Origin of the sequence: Streptococcus constellatus, from assembly GCF_902167705.1 — a bacterium.
GTDB classification, from domain to species: Bacteria; Bacillota; Bacilli; order Lactobacillales; family Streptococcaceae; genus Streptococcus; species Streptococcus constellatus_A.
The window spans coordinates 114283-135674 of the sequence record NZ_CABHMZ010000007.1; the positions used below are offsets into that span (position 1 = coordinate 114283).

Sequence of the window (21392 nt, forward strand, 5' to 3'; positions counted from 1 at the left end):
GGTATAATCAAGGGTGAATGTAAAAAGAAAAAGGAGCACAAACGAATGAAACGTATTGCTGTTTTGACTAGTGGTGGTGATGCCCCTGGTATGAATGCTGCTATCCGTGCAGTTGTTCGTAAAGCAATTTCAGAAGGAATGGAAGTTTACGGTATCTATGACGGTTATGCCGGTATGGTTGCTGGTGAGATCTATCCACTTGATGCTGCATCAGTTGGAGATATTATTTCACGTGGTGGTACTTTCCTTCACTCAGCTCGTTATCCAGAATTTGCCCAATTAGAAGGACAATTAAAAGGGATTGAGCAACTTAAAAAACATGGCATCGAAGGAGTTGTGGTTATCGGTGGAGACGGCTCTTACCATGGTGCTATGCGCCTGACAGAACATGGTTTCCCAGCTGTCGGACTTCCTGGTACAATTGACAATGATATTGTTGGTACAGACTTCACAATCGGCTTTGATACAGCTGTCACAACTGCAATGGATGCCATTGATAAGATTCGTGACACATCATCTAGTCACCGTCGTACTTTTGTTGTTGAAGTAATGGGACGCAATGCTGGAGACATCGCTCTCTGCGCTGGTATTGCTACAGGTGCCGATGAAATCATCGTTCCCGAAGAAAACTTCAAAATTGAAGACATCGTAGCTAGTATCAAACGTGGCTATGAAGAAGGAAAGAAGCATAACATTATCGTTCTTGCAGAAGGTGTCATGTCGGCGAATGAGTTTGGCAAGAAATTGAAAGAAGCTGGTGATTTGAGCGACCTTCGTGTAACCGAACTTGGACATATTCAACGTGGTGGTTCACCAACTGCACGTGACCGTGTTCTTGCTTCACGTATGGGTGCTCATGCTGTTAGCCTTCTTAAAAAGGGCATTGGTGGTGTTGCGGTTGGTATTCGCAACGAACAAATGGTTGAAAATCCAATCCTTGGCACAGCAGAAGAAGGTGCTTTGTTTAGTTTAACAGAAGACGGTAAGATTATTGTCAATAATCCACATAAAGCTGATCTTGAACTTGCTAAATTAAACCGTAGCATTTCAATGTAATTTTAATTTGTTATTCTGGTCATAAAGACCATTTAAATAAAAAGGAGTTTTCATATATCATGAATAAACGTGTAAAAATCGTTGCAACTTTAGGTCCTGCGGTAGAAATCCGTGGTGGTAAAAGATTCGGTGAAGACGGATATTGGAGCGAAAAGCTTGATGTTGAAGCATCAGCGCAAAATATCGCTAAATTGATCGAAGCTGGAGCTAACACTTTCCGTTTCAACTTCTCACATGGTGACCATGCAGAGCAAGGTGATCGTATGGCTACTGTTCATCGTGCAGAAGAAATCGCTGGTCAAAAAGTTGGTTATCTTCTAGACACAAAAGGTCCTGAAATTCGTACAGAATTATTTGAAGACGATGCTAAAGAATATTCTTACAAAACGGGTGAAAAAATCCGTGTTGCAACTAAACAAGGTATCAAATCAACTCGCGAAGTGATTGCTTTGAACGTCGCAGGCGCACTTGATATCTATGACGATGTTGAAGTTGGAAAACAAATTCTTGTCGATGATGGTAAACTTGGTCTTCGCGTTATTGCAAAAGATCCTGCTACACGTGAATTTGAAGTAGAAGTTGAAAACGACGGTATTATCGCTAAACAAAAAGGTGTTAATATTCCAAATACAAAGATTCCTTTCCCAGCACTTGCTGAACGCGACAATGACGATATTCGTTTTGGTCTAGAACAAGGAATCAACTTTATCGCTATTTCATTCGTACGTACTGCAAAAGACGTTAACGAAGTTCGTGCAATCTGTGAAGAAACTGGTAATGGACATGTGAAATTGTTCGCTAAAATCGAAAACCAACAAGGTATCGAAAACTTGGATGAAATCCTTGAAGTAGCTGATGGTATCATGATTGCTCGTGGTGACATGGGTATTGAAGTACCATTTGAAATGGTTCCAGTTTACCAAAAAATGATTATCACAAAAGTCAATGCAGCTGGTAAAATTGCGATTACAGCAACTAACATGCTTGAAACAATGACTGAAAAACCACGTGCGACTCGTTCAGAAGTATCAGACGTATTTAACGCTGTTATTGACGGAACAGATGCGACAATGCTTTCAGCTGAATCTGCAAATGGTAAATACCCACTTGAATCTGTAACAGCCATGGCTACAATTGATAAAAACGCTCAAACTCTATTGAATGAATATGGACGTTTGTCATCAGTTGACTATGCTCGTAGTTCTAAGACAGAAGTTGTGGCTTCAGCTGTTAAAGACGCTACAAACTCAATGGACATCAAATTGGTTGTAACAATGACTGAATCAGGAAATACAGCTCGTTTGATTTCTAAATATCGTCCAGATGCTGACATCTTGGCAATTACATTTGATGAATTAACACAACGTTCATTGATGTTGAACTGGGGTGTTATTCCAGTTGTAACTGAAAAACCTGCATCAACTGATGATATGTTTGAAGTTGCTGAAAAAGTTGCTCTTGAAAGCGGTCTTGTGGAATCTGGCGACAACATTGTGATTGTAGCTGGTGTACCAGTTGGAACTGGTGGAACAAACACTATGCGTATTCGCACAGTACGTTAATATGTATTACTAAAAGAAGCTTATCAATCAATGTTTTGTAGCTTGATTGATAGGTTTTTTTAGTTGCAGATGAAAATAGGAATAGCCATTTACTTTTTCCGCCTTTGTTTATTTTCTGAAAACATGATATAATAATAAAAGAAGAGGAGAGAGAATGGTAAAGAGAGATTTAATTAGGAATGTCATTTTTTTATCTATCATTGTGGTAACTATCGTTTGTCTGCGAATTTTTATTTTTACACCATATAGCATTACTGCAAAAGACGCAAATCATTTTTTGCAAGATAAAGATGTTGTTGTTGCCAATAAAAATGAAAAAATTAAAAGAGATGACTTTGTATTGTACGAGGCAGACGGAAAAGAGTATGTTGGACGTGTCATTGGTTTAGGAAATGATTCTGTCGTCTATATGGATGATGTACTTTATTTGAATAATAAAATCAAGTCAGAAGATTATTTAACAAAAGATAAGGAAAAATACTTAGCAAAAGCTAATAATACTGGCTATTTTACTCATGATTTTACTATCCAGACGTTGACCAAATCAAATACAAATAAAATTCCCACGCAGTCATATTTGATTCTAAATGATAATCGGCAAAATACGGAAGATAGTCGGAAGTTCGGTTTAATTGCTGAGAAACAAATCAAGGGAGTTATCTCGTTTAGAGTGCTTCCACTTAATCAATTTGGATTTATAAAAACAAAATAGTTTCTACTATTTTGTTTTTTTATTCTTTAGAAAAGGAAGTTTTTGCGATAATTATTAAATTTTTATGGATATATTTGCAAAAAGATGTTGAAAATATAAAAATTTTTGATATAATGATAAATATTTATTTAGGAGGTGTACGCATGAACTATATTTTTGAAGTTTTGCCAAGCTTATTGAATGGCGCATTGGTGACTTTGCAAGTATTTGTTTTAGTCTTAGTTTTATCCATACCACTTGGAATTATGATTTCCTTTTTAATGCAAATCCACTTTAAGCTACTTCATTGGCTTATAAATATTTATATTTGGATTATGCGCGGTACACCTCTCTTGCTACAACTGATTTTTATTTATTATGTTTTACCAAGCATTGGTGTGCGTTTGGATCGGCTTCCGGCGGCTATCATAGCATTTACGTTAAATTATGCTGCTTATTTCGCCGAAATTTTCCGTGGTGGGATTTTATCCATTCCAGCAGGACAATATGAGGCAGCTAAGGTTTTGAAGTTTACACCATTTCAAACGATACGGTTTGTTATTTTACCTCAAGTTATCAAGGTGGTGCTTCCGAGTGTCTTTAATGAAGTGATGACGTTGGTAAAAGACACGTCTCTTGTTTATGCGCTTGGTGTTTCCGACTTAATCTTGGCTAGTCGGACTGCAGCTAATCGTGATGCGAGTTTAGCACCGATGTTTATAGCGGGGGCTATTTACCTTATCTTGATTGGTCTTGTGACGATTGTATCGAAGCAAGTTGAAAAGAGATATAGTTACTATAAGTAGGAGGCGCTTATGTTAGAATTAAAGAATATTAGCAAACGGTTTGGCGAAAAGCAAATTATTTCCGACTTGAATTTAAAGGTGCCAGAAAAGCAAATTCTTGCCATTGTAGGACCGTCTGGCGGCGGGAAAACGACATTACTGCGGATGTTAGCTGGCTTAGAAACAATTGATTCAGGTGACATTATTTACAATGGCGAAGAGCTTCCCTTAGATGAACTTGAAAAACGTAATTTATTGGGATTTGTGTTTCAAGATTTTCAGCTATTTCCACATTTAACGGTTCTTGAGAATTTAACGTTATCACCCATTAAAACAAAAAATTTTACAAAAGAGGACGCAGAAAAGAAAGCAATTGGCTTGTTGACACGATTGGGACTAGCAGAATATGCAAAAGCGTATCCTTATTCTTTATCAGGTGGTCAAAAACAGCGTGTAGCTTTAGCTCGTGCGATGATGATTGACCCAGAAATTATCGGTTATGATGAGCCAACTTCCGCATTGGATCCGGAATTGCGTCTTGAAGTTGAAAAGTTGATTCTTCAGAATCGTGAACTAGGAATGACGCAAATTGTAGTGACCCATGATTTGCAGTTTGCAGAAAATATTGCAGATACGATTCTCAAAGTGCAACCTAAATAGGAGGAGAATATGAAGATAAAACGTTACGTTCTTGCGATCTGTGGTTTGATTTCTTTTTTGCTCCTTACAGCTTGTAGTAATGTTAGCAATCCTAAAGTAGATAATTGGTCAAAATACCAACAAAAAAAGAGCATTACCATTGGGTTTGACAATACATTTGTTCCTATGGGATTTGAGCAAAAAAATGGTCAATATGTTGGTTTTGATATTGATTTGGCAAATGCTGTATTTAAAGAATACGGAATAAAAATCATTTGGCAGCCGATTGATTGGGACATGAAAGAAACAGAACTCACAAATGGAACGATTGACCTCATCTGGAACGGCTATTCTGCAACCGATGAGCGGCGGAAGAAAGTACAGTTCACCATTCCTTATATGAAAAATGAACAGGTATTAGTTGCTAAAAAGTCATCTAACATTGCAAAAACAGCTGACATGAAGGATAAAATTCTTGGCGCTCAGACAGGTTCTTCGGGTTACGATGAGTTTGAAGCTCATCCGGAGCTTTTGAAGAATCTGGTTAAAAATCACAAAGCTGCTCAATATCAAAGTTTTACAGAGGCGTTGATTGATTTGCAAAATAGTCGGATTGATGGATTGTTGATTGACCGAGTTTATGCTAATTATTATTTAAAAGAAGAGGGGATTTTGCCGGATTATTATGTTTTCCCAGCCGGATTTGATAGCGAATCATTTGCGGTTGGTGCTAGAAAAACGGATAAGCAGCTCGTTGAAAACATAAACCAAGCATTCAAAAAATTATATCAAACAGGTCAATTTCAAAAAATAGCAAACAAATGGTTTGGTGAGGATATTGCGACAGATGAAGTCAAAAAATGAGAGAACATCTGATTGTTGCACCAATCACCCGCAGAAGAAGTAAAGACAAAACCCAAAGTTTTCGCTAGGAGTATCATCTTAGTGAGGGCTTTGGGTTTGATGATTTATTGATTGTGAGAAATGAGGGCCAAATTAGTTTGCTTTACTGATAAATTCCTAAAAATTATAGGCTGAGAATATTTTTATCTCAGCCTTATTTTTTATAGCAAAACTCCTTATTAGCCTTGTGGGAGCGAGATAAGAAAGTCGGTTTCTATGGCATTACGACTGTTGTTTGCTCTCGTTTTTTCGTGTTTCTTGGTGGAAAATATTTTGCCACGTTTCGTGACGACGCCAAAGGCTAGTATGAATAATCCCGTCTTCTTCGTAGCAAATTAGTTTGGTTTTTTGACTGATAGAAGTTAATTGGAAATTTTTGATAGGAGATTGCTTTCCTTTTTCGATTTGAAATTCTTCTTTGTTCATTTGGCAGCCGTTTTGGGAAATGTACACAAATTCAGGCGCTAGCAAGTCCTCTAATTGACTACCCTGCTCAACCAATTGCTCTCTCATAAATAGCTTTCGATAAACATTGTCCAATATTTCATCTTCAGGGATAGGGGCTGGCTCAATGTGAATGTCAATATCAAAGACACCAAATCGTTCTTTGAGCGTATTTTCAACCTGATCGGCAATTTCGTGGCTTTCATAGACAGACAAGTCAGGATTCATTTCTAAAATGAGATCAAGATAGATATTGCTGCCGTAAGTCCGCCCTCTTTGAGATTTGACACGGGAAATCTTAGGAATTTCTAAAATGGCTTCTTTGTATTCTTTTAAAAGATTTTCATCAAAGCCGTCTGATAAACTAAAAGAAGATTCCATGAAAATTTCGTAAGCCGTTTTAAGGATGAAAAAGGTGATAATGATGGCAACCAGTTTATCCACAATCGGGAAATTGAAGGCACTTGCGATGATTGCAATCGTTGTACCAAGCGAAGTGATAGCATCAGATAAATTGTCTTTGGCAGCAGCATCAAGTGCTTTAGACTGTGCTTTTTTTGCTAAAGCTTTATTGTAAAAATACACCCCTGTCATGACTAAGGCGGAAATAATCCCGACGATAGCGCCTAAAGGATCAATGGTCGTTTCTTGGCGAGAAATAATTTTTTGAATAGTATCAATCAAAACATCAAATCCGACAAAAAACATGATAAGAGAGGTGACAAGACTAGCCAAGTCTTCAATTTTCCAGTGACCAAATTTGTGGTCCGTGTCAGCTGGCTTGCGTGCCATACGAAGTCCTATCAAAACGGCAATATTAGCAACAATATCCGAAACATTGTTAAAACCGTCGGCTGTCAAACTAGAGGATTGTAAGACAGACCCGGCAATGATTTTAGTGATAGATAAGACAATGTAGGTGACAATAGCTAAAATAGCACCGCGCTCTGCGAGTTTAAGATTCTTTGCTGGATTATTATTCATGCGTTTTCCTTTCAGAATGTTTATTATAACGCTTTTTAAGTGATTTTTCAAACTTTTATGGGGAAGAAATAAAGCAAAGATTTTCTTTTCTAGTTTAGCTTATGAGTGATTTTTGTTATAATAGAATCATTGACTTTGAAAGAGGAAAAAAGATGAATCCCTTATTAACTGGTATGAATGACCGTCAGGCGGAGGCGGTTCAAACAACGGAAGGGCCTTTGCTGATTATGGCAGGAGCTGGGTCTGGGAAAACACGTGTTTTAACTCACCGTATTGCCTATTTGATTGATGAAAAGTTAGTCAATCCTTGGAATATCTTGGCGATTACTTTTACCAATAAAGCAGCTCGTGAGATGAAAGAGCGTGCTTATACTCTCAATCCAGCAACAGAGGATTGCTTGATTGCGACTTTTCACTCGATGTGTGTGCGAATTTTGCGTAGGGAAGCTGACCATATCGGCTATAACCGCAATTTTACGATTATCGATCCTAGTGAGCAACGGACTCTGATGAAGCGTATTCTCAAAACGCTCAATTTAGATCCTAAAAAGTGGAATGAACGAGCTATTTTAGGCACGATTTCCAATGCGAAAAATGATTTGATTGATGAAGTGGCCTATGCAGCTTTAGCAGGAGACATGTATACAGAAATTGTAGCGAAGTGCTATGAAATGTACCAAAAAGAGCTCCGTCAGTCAGAAGCGATGGACTTTGATGATTTAATCATGCTGACCTTGCGCCTTTTTGATAAAAATCCAGATGTGTTGACTTATTACCAGCAGCGCTATCAATATATCCATGTGGACGAGTATCAAGATACCAACCACGCTCAGTACCAACTGGTCAAACTGTTAGCTTCACGCTTTAAAAATATCTGTGTGGTTGGTGATGCAGATCAGTCTATCTATGGCTGGCGAGGTGCTGATATGCAAAATATCTTGGACTTTGAAAAGGATTATCCTGAAGCTAAAGTTGTTCTTCTGGAGGAAAATTACCGCTCAACCAAGACCATTCTGCAAGCTGCTAATGATGTTATCAAAAACAACCGCAACCGCCGTCCAAAGACTCTCTGGACACAAAATGCTGACGGTGAAGATATTGTTTATTATCGGGCTAATGATGAGCAAGACGAAGCTCTCTTTGTAGCTAAAACCATTGATGAACTATCTAGCACATCTGACTATGTCTATCGGGATTTTGCTGTTCTTTACCGAACCAACGCCCAATCTCGGAATATTGAAGAATCTCTCCTAAAAGCTAATATTCCTTACACTATGGTGGGGGGGACTAAGTTTTATAGCCGCAAGGAAATTCGAGATGTTATCAGCTATCTCAATCTCATCGCTAATACTAGCGACAACATCAGTTTTGAACGCGTTGTCAATGAGCCCAAGCGGGGAGTTGGACCGGGTACAGTGGAGAAAATTCGTAATTTTGCAGCTGGTCAAGAGATGTCTCTTTTAGATGCTTCTTCGCAGATTATGCTCTCACCTGTTAAGGGGAAAGCTGCTCAGGCTGTTTTTGACTTTGCCAATCTTATTTTGAATCTGCGCGAACGATTGGACGAGTTGACCGTGACAGAACTGGTCGAGCTTGTGCTTGAAAAGACTGGTTACACCCAGCAATTAGCAGCTCAAGCTACGCTGGAAAGTCAGGCTCGAATTGAAAATATCGAAGAATTCCTTTCTGTTACTAAGAATTTTGATGAAAATCCAGAAAATGATACTGAGGAGACTGGTTTAGACAGACTTAGCCGTTTCTTCAATGATTTGGCTTTGATTGCAGATACAGATGATGGTGACCAGGAAAGCTCTGAAGTGACACTTATGACGCTGCATGCTGCCAAGGGGTTAGAATTTCCAGTGGTTTTCATTATCGGTATGGAAGAAAATGTCTTCCCACTTAGTCGCGCGGCTGATGACGAAGACGAGCTAGAGGAAGAGCGTCGATTAGCTTATGTCGGAATTACTCGTGCTGAAAAAGTCTTGTTCCTAACCAATGCCAACTCGCGCCTGCTATACGGAAAAACCAACTACAATCGTCCAACTCGTTTTCTCAATGAAATTAGTTCAGACTTGCTAGATTATCAAGGCTTGGCTCGACCTGCTAATATATCCTTTAAAGCTTCCTATGTGAATGGTAAAACTGTTCAGTTTGGTCAAGGAATGAGTCTCGCTCAAGCATTGCAGGAACGCAAGCGGCAAGCTGCACCGAGCAGCACTTCCTCTAGCCAGTTGCCATTTGGTAAGAATGTAGCTGCTAATCAGCCGACTATTGATTGGGCTATCGGCGACATTGCTCACCATAAAAAATGGGGAGATGGAACGGTATTGGAAGTGTCAGGCAGCGGTAGTAGCCAAGAATTGAAAATCAATTTTCCAGAGGTTGGATTAAAGAAACTGTTGGCAAGTGTTGCACCAATTGAGAAGAAGTGAAATCTAAATTTTAAAAGGGACTACTGCGATGAAATATTCCATTGAAGCCTGGATTTATGCCCCGATTACTAAGGAAATTTTGCTCTTAAAAGTTAAAACTGGACAACTTTCTTTCTGGCAACCGATTACTGGTGGCATTGAAAGTGATGAAAGTCCTGAAGTAGCTTGTATTCGTGAGATTTTTGAAGAGACTGGACTGGAAATCGAGCTAACAAAGCTTTTGAAAATTGGTCATCATACAGTTGTTATTGATGAAGACTTGACTATTTTTAAAACACTTTTTCTTGTGGAAACGAATCAAAAAGATATTCATATTTCTGATGAACATATTGATTTTATGTGGACAGAAGTTAAAAATGTGCCTGATATATTATACTGGCAGAGCAATCAAGAGACTTTTCAAAAGGTGGTCGAAAAGTTGAGATAGCTAACAGCAGTGAAAGGAAGCAGTTTGTGGCAGAAAGTAGATTATTTAGAATATTGTATGTCCTTTTAGAAAGAGATAATGTTACAGCGAAGGAGCCGGCAGAAGTCCGCCTGTAAATCATAGAAATGATTGAAAGTATGGCGCGAAGATATAAAAGCTGACAGAAAGGTTAAATTTGATGAATAGGCGAGTTTGTTCATAGCAAATTGTGAACTTTTAATGATATAAAATAAATAAAAGAGTGAGACAAATCTTCTTGTGAAGCGATTGTAGCTTGTCTGACTCCTTTTTTATTTTTGCTTGACATTAGAATTGTCAGAATTTATAATAATAGATAGAAAATGCGCTGGCTCCATTATCCTGAAAAAGGGATTTTTTATGATAAAATAAAAAGCTGATTTACTTGTGGAAATACTAATCCCAGTTTTAAGTAAAGTTATCAAGATGTTTCGCTTCGTCCGATTTGTAAGTGTGCTGGGATTAGTTTTTAGTAGAAAAGCAGTTTCTTGATGAGGCTCTGTATGCTGATTATACACTTTAGCAGATTTTAGCTGAGGATTGGTCGGAAGAAACTGCTATAAAATACTCTCGGTATATCATGAAATTGTTTGACTGGGAGTCCCATATTAGGATTTTAAGAGAAAGAAGGGATTTGTATGAAGAAAAAGTCGGTTGTATCTTGGATACTGGAGTTTGTGTCTCTTCATAAATTTTATTTTATCATCAGTCTCATATTTGCTTTTTTATCTGTTTTGTGTGGATTTTTGCCTTATTTTTTTGTAGGAAATATGATCAATCAGCTTTTACAAGGCAATCGAGATTGGAACTTTTATGTCCTTCAGTCCATTTGGATAGGACTGGCATGGATTGCGCATTGGGTTTTTCATGGGATTTCGACGCTCTTATCTCACACTGCAACTTTTAAGATTTTGGCAGAAATGCGCTATCGTCTGACAGAGAAATTGGCCAAATTGCCCCTTGGAGTGGTCTTGAATCAATCTTCTGGTACTTACAAAAATATCATTGTTGAACGGGTGGATGCCACAGAAGTAACCTTGGCGCATTTAATTCCTGAGTTTACATCTGGACTATGTGGTCCCTTTATTATCTTAATTGCCATGTTAGTGATTGATTGGCGCCTAACCTTGCTTTCGCTTCTGACAATCCCGATTGTTATCTTAGCTTATGGTAATATGCTGCGCAAGAGCAAAGGTGATTTTGAAAATACGGTTGAGAAAACGAAAAAGCTCAACGATACAGCAGTAGAATACATCAATGGAATTGAAGTCATCAAAGTTTTTGGAAAAGAGAAATTTTCTTATGATAAATTTGTCATAGCTGCTAAAGAAGGAGTTGATTGTTTTATTGAATGGATGCGTAAATGCGTAGTAGAAATGGGCATTGTTACAGCTTTCTTGCCGTCTGGTTTGCTCTTCTTGCTTCCTTTTGGAACCTTCTTTTACCTGCAAGGGAGTCTAACAGCCAGCAACTTTATTCTACTAATCATTCTGTCTCTTAGTCTTTTGACACCTTTAATTTTAGTGGCTTCCTATATGGATGATCTACGGAAAATTGCGACGATTTTTGGTGAAGTGATTGCTATTTTGGAAAAACCTGATTTGCCTCGTCCGACAGAATTAACAGAAATTCCAAAAGGAACAGAACTGCGAATGACAGATGTTAGCTTTGGTTATTCGGATGAGGAAGAAGTGTTGCATAGTATTTCCTTAACGATTGAGCCTGATACAGTGACTGCTCTTGTCGGTCCTTCTGGCTCAGGAAAATCTACGATTGCTAAGCTCCTAGCTTCTTTCTGGGATGTTAGTTCTGGTAATATTACCTTTGGGGGCGTGGACATTCAAAACCTACCTCTTGATTATTACAGTCGTCAGATTGCCTACGTCACACAGGATAATTACCTTTTTGATGAAACGATTATGGAAAATATCCGTATGGGTAATTCCGCTGCTTCGGATGAAGAAGTGATTGACATTGCTCGCAAGTGCGGTTGCTATGATTTTATTAGTAATTTAGAAAATGGTTTTGAGACCCGTGTTGGAACTGGTGGTAATCATTTATCTGGTGGAGAACGGCAACGGATTACAATTGCACGAGCTATGCTGAAAAACGCACCAGTCATTATTTTGGATGAGGCAACGGCTTATACCGATCCTGAAAATGAAGCTCTCATTCAGTCTAGTTTAGCTCGTTTGATAGAAGGTCGTACGCTTCTGGTCATTGCTCACCGTCTTTCAACGATTGCAAGTGCAGATCAGATTGTCGTAGTTAATGACGGACGTATTGAGGCAAAAGGAAAACATGCAGATTTGCAGAAGACTTGTCCGCTTTATGCTTCTATGTGGCAAGCTCATATAGCAGTAAAAGATAGCGATAAAATGACGGAAGGAGGATTTGCAGATGCTTAGTACATTGAAAAAATTCTTTGATTTTTGTACGGAAGAAGATCGTAAAAAATTCTATACTTCTGTTTGTTTAGGGGTTCTAAAAGCCTTTATTGTTGCTTTTCGGATTCCAGCTATTGGGTTGGTTGTTATGGCTATCATTAACAATGATGTTTCTATGCAGACTGTAGGGCTCTCTCTTGGAATGATGCTCTTATCTGTTATTCTTAATATTTTGATTAGCCTGAAAGTTACAATGTTGCAGACAGAAGCAGGTTATCATACTTGTACCCATAAGCGGATTGAAATTGCTGAACACATGCGCTACCTGCCAATGGGGTATTTTAATCAAAATAGTCTGGGACAAATTACCAGCGTCACAACTAATACACTTGAAAGTCTAGCGGATGTTGCTACTCGGGTTGTCATGATGACGTTGGAAGGATTTCTAACAGCAGGAACTATTACGGTTTTTGTATTTATCTACGATTGGAGAATTGGTTTAATCTTGTTGGCAGGATTGATATTGTTTCTCTTGCCAAATTGATTGATGCGTTGGCAAGCTGGAAATGTATCAGAAGCTAAGCAGCAGGCTGACACAGATTTGGTAGCAGTTGTGCTAGAATACAGTCAAGGGATTGCGGAAGTAAAGAACTATAATATTGTTCAATCATCGGCTAAAAAACTATCGCGTGCTATTGATGATAAAAGGCGCTTGGATACAAAGCTGACTTGGGTTACCTCGCCTTATATCGCCCTGCAAGGGATAATTACCAAGCTGACTGGAACGGTTATGGGAGCGTTCTCTATTTACTTTTACCTAAAAGGCAGTATGAATCTTTTGATTTGTATCATGATGCTCATCAGTGCTTTTATGATTTATGAAAGTCTTGATGGAGTTGGTAGCTTTTCTTCTCTTCTTCGAATTGTTGATTTGTCAGTTGATATGGTCAATAAAGTTTTGTCGATTAAACCAATGGATATTAGCGGAAAAGATTTGCAGCCAAAAACCAGCAATATCAAGCTGAATCATGTCAATTTTTCCTATGAGAGTAAGAAAATTATTGATGATGTATCGTTGGATATTCCAGAAAAGACGACGACAGCTTTGGTGGGACCTTCTGGTTCTGGAAAGACAACTCTTTGCAATCTCATTGCTCGTTTCTGGGATATAGAGAGTGGCAGTATCAGTTTAGACGGTCATGATGTGAAAGAATACAGTTATGACAGCCTTATTCGTAATTTTAGTTTTGTTTTTCAAACGGTCTATTTGTTTGAAGATACCATTGAAAATAACATTAAGTTTGGAAATCCAGACGCTGGTCATGAAGAGGTTGTCGCTGCTGCGAAAAAAGCTGCTTGTCATGACTTTATCCTGTCTTTGCCAGAGGGATATCAGACCAAGATTGGTGAAGGCGGAGCCAGTCTCTCTGGTGGGGAACGGCAGCGGATTTCCATTGCTCGTGCCATTATCAAGGACGCTCCAATTATCATTTTGGACGAAGCAACAGCTAATGTCGACCCTGAAAATGAAGAAGCACTCATGCAGGCTATTCATTCTTTGACAAAGGATAAGACTATTATTATGATTGCTCATCGACTAAAAACGGTAGAGCGTGCCGATCAAATTATTGTTCTTGATCAAGGACGCATTGTTGAGCAAGGGAAGCACCAAGAACTACTTGCCAAACAAGGCTTGTACAGCAGATTTATTCAGGAAAGACGCAGTGCTGCCAGCTGGCGAATACAGGCTTAATTTACAAACAAAAAGATTGTTGTTCATGTGCCAACGGTCTTTTTATATTTAAGCTGTTGATTTAAAATAACCATAAGAAATGGTATAATAAGATGTTATAGAGAACGATCAATGAAGAGGTATCCATGAACGAAATCAAATGTCCCAACTGCGGGGAAGTCTTTACAGTCAACGAAAGTCAGTACAGCGAGCTCTTGGCTCAGGTACGGACGACAGAATTTGACAAGGAAATCCATGCTCGAATTGAGCAGGCATTAGCTTTAGAAAAACAAAAAGCACAGAATGAGCAACAGCAGGTCTTAAGTCAGAAAGAGTCTGAAATCCAGGAACTCAAGGCGACTATTTCCAATTTTGAATCACAAAAGGAGCTGATCAAAAAGGATACGGAGCAGGCTCTGTCTGAAAAACTCATCAATAAAGATAAGGAGTTGCTGGGCTTGCAGTCGCAGCTGGATCGTATGAAGCTGGAACACCAAAATGAGCTGCAGGCTTCGTTGACAAATATTGAAAAAGAACGCGACCAAATACAAACCCAGCTTTTGTTGCAAGAGAAAGAAAATGAATTGTCCCTTGCATCTGTTAAACAAAATTACGAAGCTCAGCTAAAGGCGGTTAATGAGCAAGTAGAATTTTACAAGAACTTTAAAGCACAACAGTCTACTAAAGCGATTGGAGAGAGTTTAGAGCATTACGCTGAAAGCGAATTTAACAAAGTTCGCAGTTTTGCCTTTCCAAATGCTTACTTTGAGAAGGATAATCAGGTTTCTGCGCGAGGGTCTAAAGGGGATTTCATTTTTCGTGAGGAAGATGAAAACGGAGTAGAAATCATTTCTATTATGTTTGAGATGAAAAATGAAGCGGACGGTACTGAGAAGAAGCATAAAAATGCTGATTTTTACAAAGAATTGGACAAGGACCGCAGGGAAAAGAAATGCGAGTATGCTGTTTTGGTAAGCATGCTGGAAGCAGATAACGACTATTTCAACACTGGCATTGTCGATGTCAGTCATGAGTATGAAAAAATGTATGTGGTTCGTCCTCAATTTTTTATCCAGCTCATTGGACTTTTACGCAATGCTGCGCTCAATTCTCTGAAATACAAGCAGGAGCTGGCTCTGGTTCGGGAGCAAAATATTGACATTACTCACTTTGAAGACGATTTAGAAACCTTTAAAGTAGCGTTTGCAAAGAACTATAACTCAGCTTCTAAGAATTTTAATAAGGCAATTGAAGAAATTGACAAAGCTATTAAGCGAATGGAAGCAGTCAAACAGGCACTTCAGACATCAGACAATCAACTGCGCCTCGCCAACAACAAACTTGATGACGTGTCCGTCAAAAAACTAACCCGCAAAAATCCAACCATGAAGGCTAAGTTTGAAGCGTTGAAGAACGACTAGTAGGACACTATGCAGATGCGACAAGCAATTTTGAAAGATGCACTTGCCTTGCCACCTCTAACCTTTATCTGAAGGGGTGGGTTCGACGACTGCTTCGAGTCTGACTAGATGTTTGGATACAGCTTCATTATGGCTCTTGTGGGACTGAAAGAAATAAAGAATGTAATCAATTGCTGATATGATTTTTAGCAGAATAAAGGAATCAAATGGACGGAATTATCAATTTAAAAAAGGAAGCAGGAATGACCTCACATGATGCGGTGTTTAAACTGCGTAAAATTTTAGGAACCAAAAAAATTGGTCACGGAGGTACTTTGGACCCAGATGTGGTAGGTGTTCTGCCCATTGCAGTCGGAAAGGCCACGCGATTGGTAGAATTTATGCAGGATGAAGGTAAAATCTATGAAGGAGAGGCCACTCTAGGCTTTTCAACAACGACAGAGGATGCTAGTGGGGAGCAGATTGCTTTCAGCCCTGTGACGGAAATATTGGATGAAAACGTAGTAGATCAAGTCATTGCCAGTATGGTTGGCGAGCAGACTCAAGTGCCCCCTATGTACTCGGCTGTCAAGGTCAATGGACGCAAACTTTATGAGTATGCTCGAGCTGGGGAGATAGTAGAGCGACCGAAGCGTCAAGTGACAATTTATGACTTTGAACGGACAGGGGCTGTTGTCCATGAAGGCGACTTGGCACGTTTTCCCTTTCGGGTTAAATGCAGCAAGGGGACTTATGTGCGAACGTTGGCAGTTGATTTAGGAGCGAAATTAGGATATGCTTCCCATATGTCTCAACTGACTCGAACTGCTGCGGCTGGCATGGATTTGAAAGAAGCTTTGACTTTAGCAGAAATTGACGAGAAGGTGAACAAAGGAGATTTTTCATTCTTGCAGCCGATTGAATTGGGCATAGGGGATCTGCTCAAGATAGACCTTACGCAAGATCAGGCAGAGGACGTACGATTTGGTCGATTTATTGATGTAAATTTAAATGAAACTCAAGTAGCTGGATTTTTTCAAGGGAAATTGCTTGCTATTCTAGAAAAGCGTGACAAAGAATATAAACCTAGAAAAGTATTTCTTTAAAATTTTGTGATAAAATAGATAAATGATGAAAACGATTAGAATTAAAAATGAAAAAGACATTCAGCAAATTGAACACACAGTATTAGTGCTAGGGTATTTTGACGGACTGCATAAAGGACATCAAGCTTTGTTTGCTGAAGCGAGAAAGATTGCAGCAGAGAAGCATTTGAAGATTGCAGTGCTGACTTTTCCAGAATCTCCCAAATTAGCCTTTGTACGTTATCAACCTTCATTGATGCTTCATTTGACAAGCCCAGCAGATCGCTTGCAACAATTAGAAAATCTTGGGGTAGATTATTTATATTTGATTGATTTCACTAGTCAATTTGCTCGTAATACGGCTGAACAATTTTTCACAAAATACATCTCGCGTTTGAAAGCAGAAGCAGTCATTGCAGGATTTGATTATCATTTTGGTTCTGATCGACGCAGTGCAGAAGATTTGGAAAAGCTGTTTGAAGGGCAAGTTATCGTAGTTCCTTCTGTAAATTTCAACGGAGCAAAAATAAGTTCAACTCGCATTCGAGAAACGGTACTAGCAGGAGATGTCGCAGAGAGTAATCAATTGCTGGGTTATTCGCTATCCACCCGCGGAATTGTCGTTCATGGCAATGCAAGAGGGCGGACGATTGGCTATCCAACAGCAAATCTTGCTCCCTTGGATCGGGTTATTTTACCAGCAGATGGAGTCTATGTGGTTGATGTAGAGCACGACGGACAGATATATCGCGGAATGGCTAGCGTTGGAAAAAATGTCACTTTTGAAGGTGATGAACTTCGTTTTGAAGCTAATATTTTTGATTTTTCACAAGATATTTACGGTGATACTATTCGTATTTTTTGGTTGGATAAAATCCGAGATATGGTAAAATTCGATCATGTGGACGAACTAGTCAAACAATTGCAAGCAGATGAGGAAATCGCAAGATATTGGACTCCTGAAAATGAAAACCACTAAATCATGTATTAAGCTTCTTATTTTTCCTAAAAAAATAGGAGAAAATTTGTAAAAATACCTAGTAATCTTACATAAAATTTAGTATAATGATAACAGTTACAAATAATAAGAAGAGAAATGCATGGTTACACTATTTTTATCACCGAGTTGTACAAGTTGTCGCAAGGCGCGTGCATGGCTATCCAATCATGAAGTTCCTTTTGAGGAGCACAATATCATGACGAGCCCACTGTCTGCACCAGAATTGCAACATATCCTTTCTCTGACGGAGAATGGAACAGATGACATTATTTCAACTCGTTCAAAAATTTTTCAAAAATTAAATTTAGATGTTGAAAGTTTATCAATTTCCGAATTGCTTCGTCTAATTGAGGAAAATCCAAGTCTTTTACGTCGCCCGATTATTCTGGAAGACAAGCGAATGCAAATTGGATTTAACGAAGATGAAATCCGTGCGTTTTTGCCTCGCGGATATCGAAAACAGGAATTGCGCGACGCAACTCTAAGAGCTGAGATTGAATAATATGAATAAAAACTATCGTTACCCACTAGACATGTCGTGGAGCACTGAAGAGCTTGCTTCAGTGCTTTCTTTTTTGAATGATGTTGAGCAGGCTTATGAAGTGAAAATTGCAGCCGAAAAGATATTGGCTTCTTATCAACTATTCAAAAAAATTGTTCCAAGCAAAGCTGAAGAAAAGCGTATCGGACGTGAATTTGAAGCAGCGAGTGGCTATTCTTTATATCGAGCCGTTCAAGCTGCAAAACAAAAGGAGAAAGGAATGTTTTCTCTTGGAAAAGAAATTTAATTTTGCCAAGCAAATTGTACTGAATGCGGCTTCTTATATCAAAGAGCATTTGGATGATCAATTAGAAATCGAAACCAAGTCCAGTCCGACTGATTTGGTAACTCAGATGGACAAAGAAGTTCAGGATAATTTAGTAACCTGGATTTTGGAGGCTTATCCTGCGGATCACATTTTAGCTGAGGAAAATGGCTTGCGTCATTCTATTTCGGATGGCAATGTTTGGGTTATCGATCCCATTGACGGCACGAATAATTTTGTAGCGCAAAAAGCTGATTTTGCTGTTGTATTGGCTTATTTTGAAAATGGAATTGGTCAATTTGGTATTATTTATGATGTGATAGAGGATAAGTTGTACCACGGTGGTGGTCAATTTGATGTCTATTGCAATGAGCAGAAACTGCCTCCTTACCAAGATCGCCCTTTAAATCAATTTTTAATAGCTTCAAATGCTGGGATTTTTGAGCGCAATGATTGGGGAATTGCTGATTTGGCGAAAGAAACCTTAGGTGTTCGAGTGTACGGAAGTGCTGCAATCAGCTTTAGTAAGGTTTTGTCGGGTCAACTGTTGACCTATATTTCCTATATTTGGCCTTGGGATTATGCTGCTGCTTCCATTATGGGAGATAAGTTGGGATACACGACTTTGACATTTGATGGTGAACAGCCTGATTTTGAAAGTCATCAGGGGATTATGATGATTCCAACTATGAAATTAGATGAAATTAAAACATACATATATCGAAAGCGAGAGGATTAAATGAATTTTCCAAAAGGATTTAAAGAAAAGTACAACAATCTTTTGGGAGAGGAAGTTCCCTCTTTTTTTCTAACTTTTGATGAGGAGCCAGTTTCCGCTTTTCGGGTCAATCCATTAAAAGAACAGCAAAAAACTTTTCCAAATTCTATCCCTGACACGAATTGGGGTTATTATGGCAAAGTTTCTGGAAAATCAATAGAGCATGTCACGGGATTAGTCTATTCACAAGAACCTGCTGCGCAAATGGTCGCTCAAGTTGCAGCACTGCAGCAGAATATGAAAGTTCTTGATTTAGCTGCAGCGCCGGGTGGGAAATCCACTCATTTATTGTCATACTTGAATAATACAGGTATTCTTGTTTCCAATGAAATCAATCCAAAACGTTCTAAGGTTTTAGTAGAAAATATTGAGCGTTTTGGAGCGAGAAATGTTGTGGTGACGAATGAGTCAGCGGACAGATTAAGTCAAGTCTTTCAAGGTTATTTTGACTTGATTGTCTTAGACGCACCTTGTTCTGGCGAAGGAATGTTTAGAAAACAGCCAGAAGCAATGGAGTATTGGAGTGAATCTTATCCAGCTCAGTGTGCACAGCTTCAGCGTGAGATATTAGAAGATACGATAAAAATGTTGGCGACGAATGGTGAACTGATTTATTCCACTTGTACTTGGGCACCAGAGGAAAACGAGGAAATCGTTGACTGGCTACTAGAAAACTATCCGCTTGAATTAGTTGAAATTCCAAAAATCAATGGTATGGTGGCTGGTATTCACTTTTCGGAAACTGCACGCATGTATCCTCACCATTTCAAGGGGGAAGGACAATTTGTTGCAAAATTTCGTTTTTGTGGTGAGCAGTCAGCTAAAAAATTAAAGGCAAAGAAGAGCTATCTGACACCTGAGCAGAAGATGTTGTGGCAAGAGTTTCAAAGAGAACATCTTGCCATAGAGCTAACTGGAGAGTTACAGACTTTTGGAGAGCATTTATATCTATTGCCACTAGGTCTGCCAGATATGTCGAAATTAAAAATTGCTAGAAACGGTCTACATCTGGGAGTCTATAAGAAAAAACGATTTGAACCAAGTTTTGCTTTGGGACTTGCTTTAAAACCAAGTGAAGTGAAGCAAGTCATTGAAATTGATGAAGAGCAATTTAAAAAATACGTTGCTGGCGAGACGGTAAATCTGCCTCAAAACCTTGTAAATGGCTGGTATCAGCTAGTCGTTCAAGGCAATGGTTTAGGATTTGCAAAGGTAACTGGAAATATCTTGAAAAATTATTTTCCAAAAGGCCTCAGATTTCAATAAAAAATCTTTCCAAAACCCACGATATATGTTATAGTGAGATAAGACGCGAATAAGTTAGAAAAACCATAGATCAACAAGCGTTTTCATATCTTAAAAGGAGATTATTTTGGTAAAGCATAAAAAAATACTTTTGGCAATCACTCTTGTGATTTGTAGTCTCAGTTTGTCAGCTTGTGCTTCCTGGATTAACCGTGGCGAGTCAATAACAGCTGTCGGATCAACCGCTTTGCAGCCTTTGGTTGAGGCAGTTGTAGATAAATACGCTGAGGAAAATCCGAAAAAAATTGTGAATGTACAAGGCGGAGGGTCAGGTACAGGATTGTCACAGGTCCAATCTGGCGCCGTAGATATTGGAAATAGCGATTTATTTGCAGAAGAAAAAAGTGGTATCAATGCTAAGGCTTTGGTTGATCATCAAGTTGCTGTTGCGGGCACTGCGATTATCGTAAATAAAGGAATTAAGATAAACAATTTATCAACAGAGCAGCTACGAAAAATTTTTACTGGTGAATATACTAACTGGAAACAAGTTGGTGGTCAGGATTTGGAAATTACCATCATCAACCGTGCAGTTGGTTCTGGTAGTCGAGCAGTTTTTGATAGTGTTATTATGAATGGCAAGGAAGCCAAGCAAGCACAGGAGCAGGATTCTAACGGAATGGTCAAAACGATTGTTTCACAGACTCCAGGTGCCATTTCTTACTTAGCTTTTTCTTATGTGGACACGAGTGTGAAAAGTTTAAACTTGAATGGCTACAAGCCAACGAAGAAGAATGTGACGACGAACAACTGGCCTATTTGGTCTTATGAGCACATGTACACTAAGGGAGAACCTAACAAGTTAGCTAAGAAATTTCTGGAGTATATGATGACAGCAGAAGTCCAAAATAATATTGTTGGGAAAATGGGTTACATTCCTATCAACGACATGAAAGTTGCTCGTAGTCTTGATGGAACTATTAGCTCAAAGTAAAAGAAAGAGTTTAGAAATAAC

General features: G+C 38.8%; 18 protein-coding genes and 1 pseudogene. 18 read left to right on the forward strand and 1 reads right to left on the reverse strand.

All coding sequences use genetic code 11. The annotated features are described in order from the left end of the window. The first annotated feature begins 45 nt into the window (after positions 1-45). The 6 genes from pfkA (at position 46) to FQ204_RS02460 (ending at position 5597) form a co-directional block, all read left to right on the forward strand. Positions 46-1056: a 6-phosphofructokinase gene (gene pfkA / locus FQ204_RS02435; RefSeq protein ID WP_144208174.1), complete on the forward strand. Its 1011-nt coding sequence runs from the start codon at positions 46-48 to the stop codon at positions 1054-1056. Between the two features lie 59 nt (positions 1057-1115). Further along, positions 1116-2618 (forward strand): pyruvate kinase, encoded by a 1503-nt coding sequence (pyk, locus tag FQ204_RS02440; protein ID WP_144208177.1) that lies wholly within the window; start codon positions 1116-1118, stop codon positions 2616-2618. Positions 2619-2772: 154 nt separating this feature from the next. Then, positions 2773-3330 carry a signal peptidase I gene (gene lepB / locus FQ204_RS02445; RefSeq protein ID WP_144208180.1) on the forward strand — a complete coding sequence of 186 codons (558 nt, stop codon included), beginning with the start codon at positions 2773-2775 and terminating at the stop codon, positions 3328-3330. A 143-nt stretch (positions 3331-3473) separates the two neighbouring features. Then, complete coding sequence (locus FQ204_RS02450; RefSeq protein WP_144208183.1) at positions 3474-4115, forward strand: amino acid ABC transporter permease; 642 nt, start codon at positions 3474-3476, stop codon at positions 4113-4115. A gap of 9 nt (positions 4116-4124) precedes the next feature. After that, positions 4125-4754 carry an amino acid ABC transporter ATP-binding protein gene (locus tag FQ204_RS02455; RefSeq protein WP_144208186.1) on the forward strand — a complete coding sequence of 210 codons (630 nt, stop codon included), beginning with the start codon at positions 4125-4127 and terminating at the stop codon, positions 4752-4754. 9 nt (positions 4755-4763) lie between these two features. Then, positions 4764-5597 carry an amino acid ABC transporter substrate-binding protein gene (locus FQ204_RS02460; RefSeq protein WP_144208189.1) on the forward strand — a complete coding sequence of 278 codons (834 nt, stop codon included), beginning with the start codon at positions 4764-4766 and terminating at the stop codon, positions 5595-5597. A 261-nt stretch (positions 5598-5858) separates the two neighbouring features. On the opposite strand, the gene FQ204_RS02465 is transcribed toward FQ204_RS02460, so the two are convergent. Further along, entirely contained in the window at positions 5859-7064 is a 1206-nt protein-coding gene (locus FQ204_RS02465) for a cation diffusion facilitator family transporter (protein ID WP_144208192.1), read from the reverse strand. A 152-nt stretch (positions 7065-7216) separates the two neighbouring features. Between FQ204_RS02465 and pcrA the strand changes: the two genes are divergently transcribed. From pcrA to FQ204_RS02525, 12 genes and pseudogenes are all read left to right on the forward strand, one after another. Continuing rightward, positions 7217-9499 (forward strand): DNA helicase PcrA, encoded by a 2283-nt coding sequence (gene pcrA, locus FQ204_RS02470; RefSeq protein WP_144208195.1) that lies wholly within the window; start codon positions 7217-7219, stop codon positions 9497-9499. A gap of 28 nt (positions 9500-9527) precedes the next feature. Then, the gene (locus FQ204_RS02475; RefSeq protein WP_144208198.1) at positions 9528-9926 is read left to right on the forward strand and encodes an NUDIX hydrolase; all 399 of its coding nucleotides are present in this window, start codon (positions 9528-9530) and stop codon (positions 9924-9926) included. Between the two features lie 656 nt (positions 9927-10582). Then, the gene (locus tag FQ204_RS02480) at positions 10583-12352 is read left to right on the forward strand and encodes an ABC transporter ATP-binding protein (RefSeq protein ID WP_144208201.1); all 1770 of its coding nucleotides are present in this window, start codon (positions 10583-10585) and stop codon (positions 12350-12352) included. Further along, a pseudogene (locus tag FQ204_RS02485) lies at positions 12345-14084 on the forward strand (ABC transporter ATP-binding protein). The gene FQ204_RS02480 and the pseudogene FQ204_RS02485 overlap by 8 nt, the downstream one beginning before the upstream one ends. A 125-nt stretch (positions 14085-14209) precedes the next feature. Beyond that, a complete protein-coding gene (locus tag FQ204_RS02490; RefSeq protein WP_144208204.1) occupies positions 14210-15484 on the forward strand; it encodes a DUF2130 domain-containing protein in 1275 nt (424 codons plus the stop codon). Between the two features lie 206 nt (positions 15485-15690). After that, positions 15691-16569 (forward strand): tRNA pseudouridine(55) synthase TruB, encoded by an 879-nt coding sequence (gene truB / locus FQ204_RS02495; protein WP_144208207.1) that lies wholly within the window; start codon positions 15691-15693, stop codon positions 16567-16569. 25 nt (positions 16570-16594) lie between these two features. Next, positions 16595-17527: a bifunctional riboflavin kinase/FAD synthetase gene (locus tag FQ204_RS02500; RefSeq protein ID WP_144208210.1), complete on the forward strand. Its 933-nt coding sequence runs from the start codon at positions 16595-16597 to the stop codon at positions 17525-17527. Between the two features lie 121 nt (positions 17528-17648). Continuing rightward, positions 17649-18050 (forward strand): Spx/MgsR family RNA polymerase-binding regulatory protein, encoded by a 402-nt coding sequence (locus FQ204_RS02505; protein WP_021001807.1) that lies wholly within the window; start codon positions 17649-17651, stop codon positions 18048-18050. A gap of 1 nt (position 18051) precedes the next feature. After that, entirely contained in the window at positions 18052-18336 is a 285-nt protein-coding gene (locus FQ204_RS02510; protein ID WP_144208213.1) for a UPF0223 family protein, read from the forward strand. Further along, positions 18320-19093, forward strand: a complete 774-nt coding sequence (locus FQ204_RS02515) for an inositol monophosphatase family protein (protein WP_144208217.1) — start codon at positions 18320-18322, stop codon at positions 19091-19093. Before FQ204_RS02510 ends, FQ204_RS02515 begins: the two co-directional genes overlap by 17 nt. After that, positions 19094-20398: an RsmF rRNA methyltransferase first C-terminal domain-containing protein gene (locus tag FQ204_RS02520; RefSeq protein ID WP_144208221.1), complete on the forward strand. Its 1305-nt coding sequence runs from the start codon at positions 19094-19096 to the stop codon at positions 20396-20398. A gap of 106 nt (positions 20399-20504) precedes the next feature. Then, positions 20505-21371, forward strand: coding sequence for a phosphate ABC transporter substrate-binding protein PstS family protein (locus FQ204_RS02525; RefSeq protein ID WP_144208224.1), 867 nt, complete (start codon positions 20505-20507; stop codon positions 21369-21371). Positions 21372-21392: the final 21 nt, after the last annotated feature.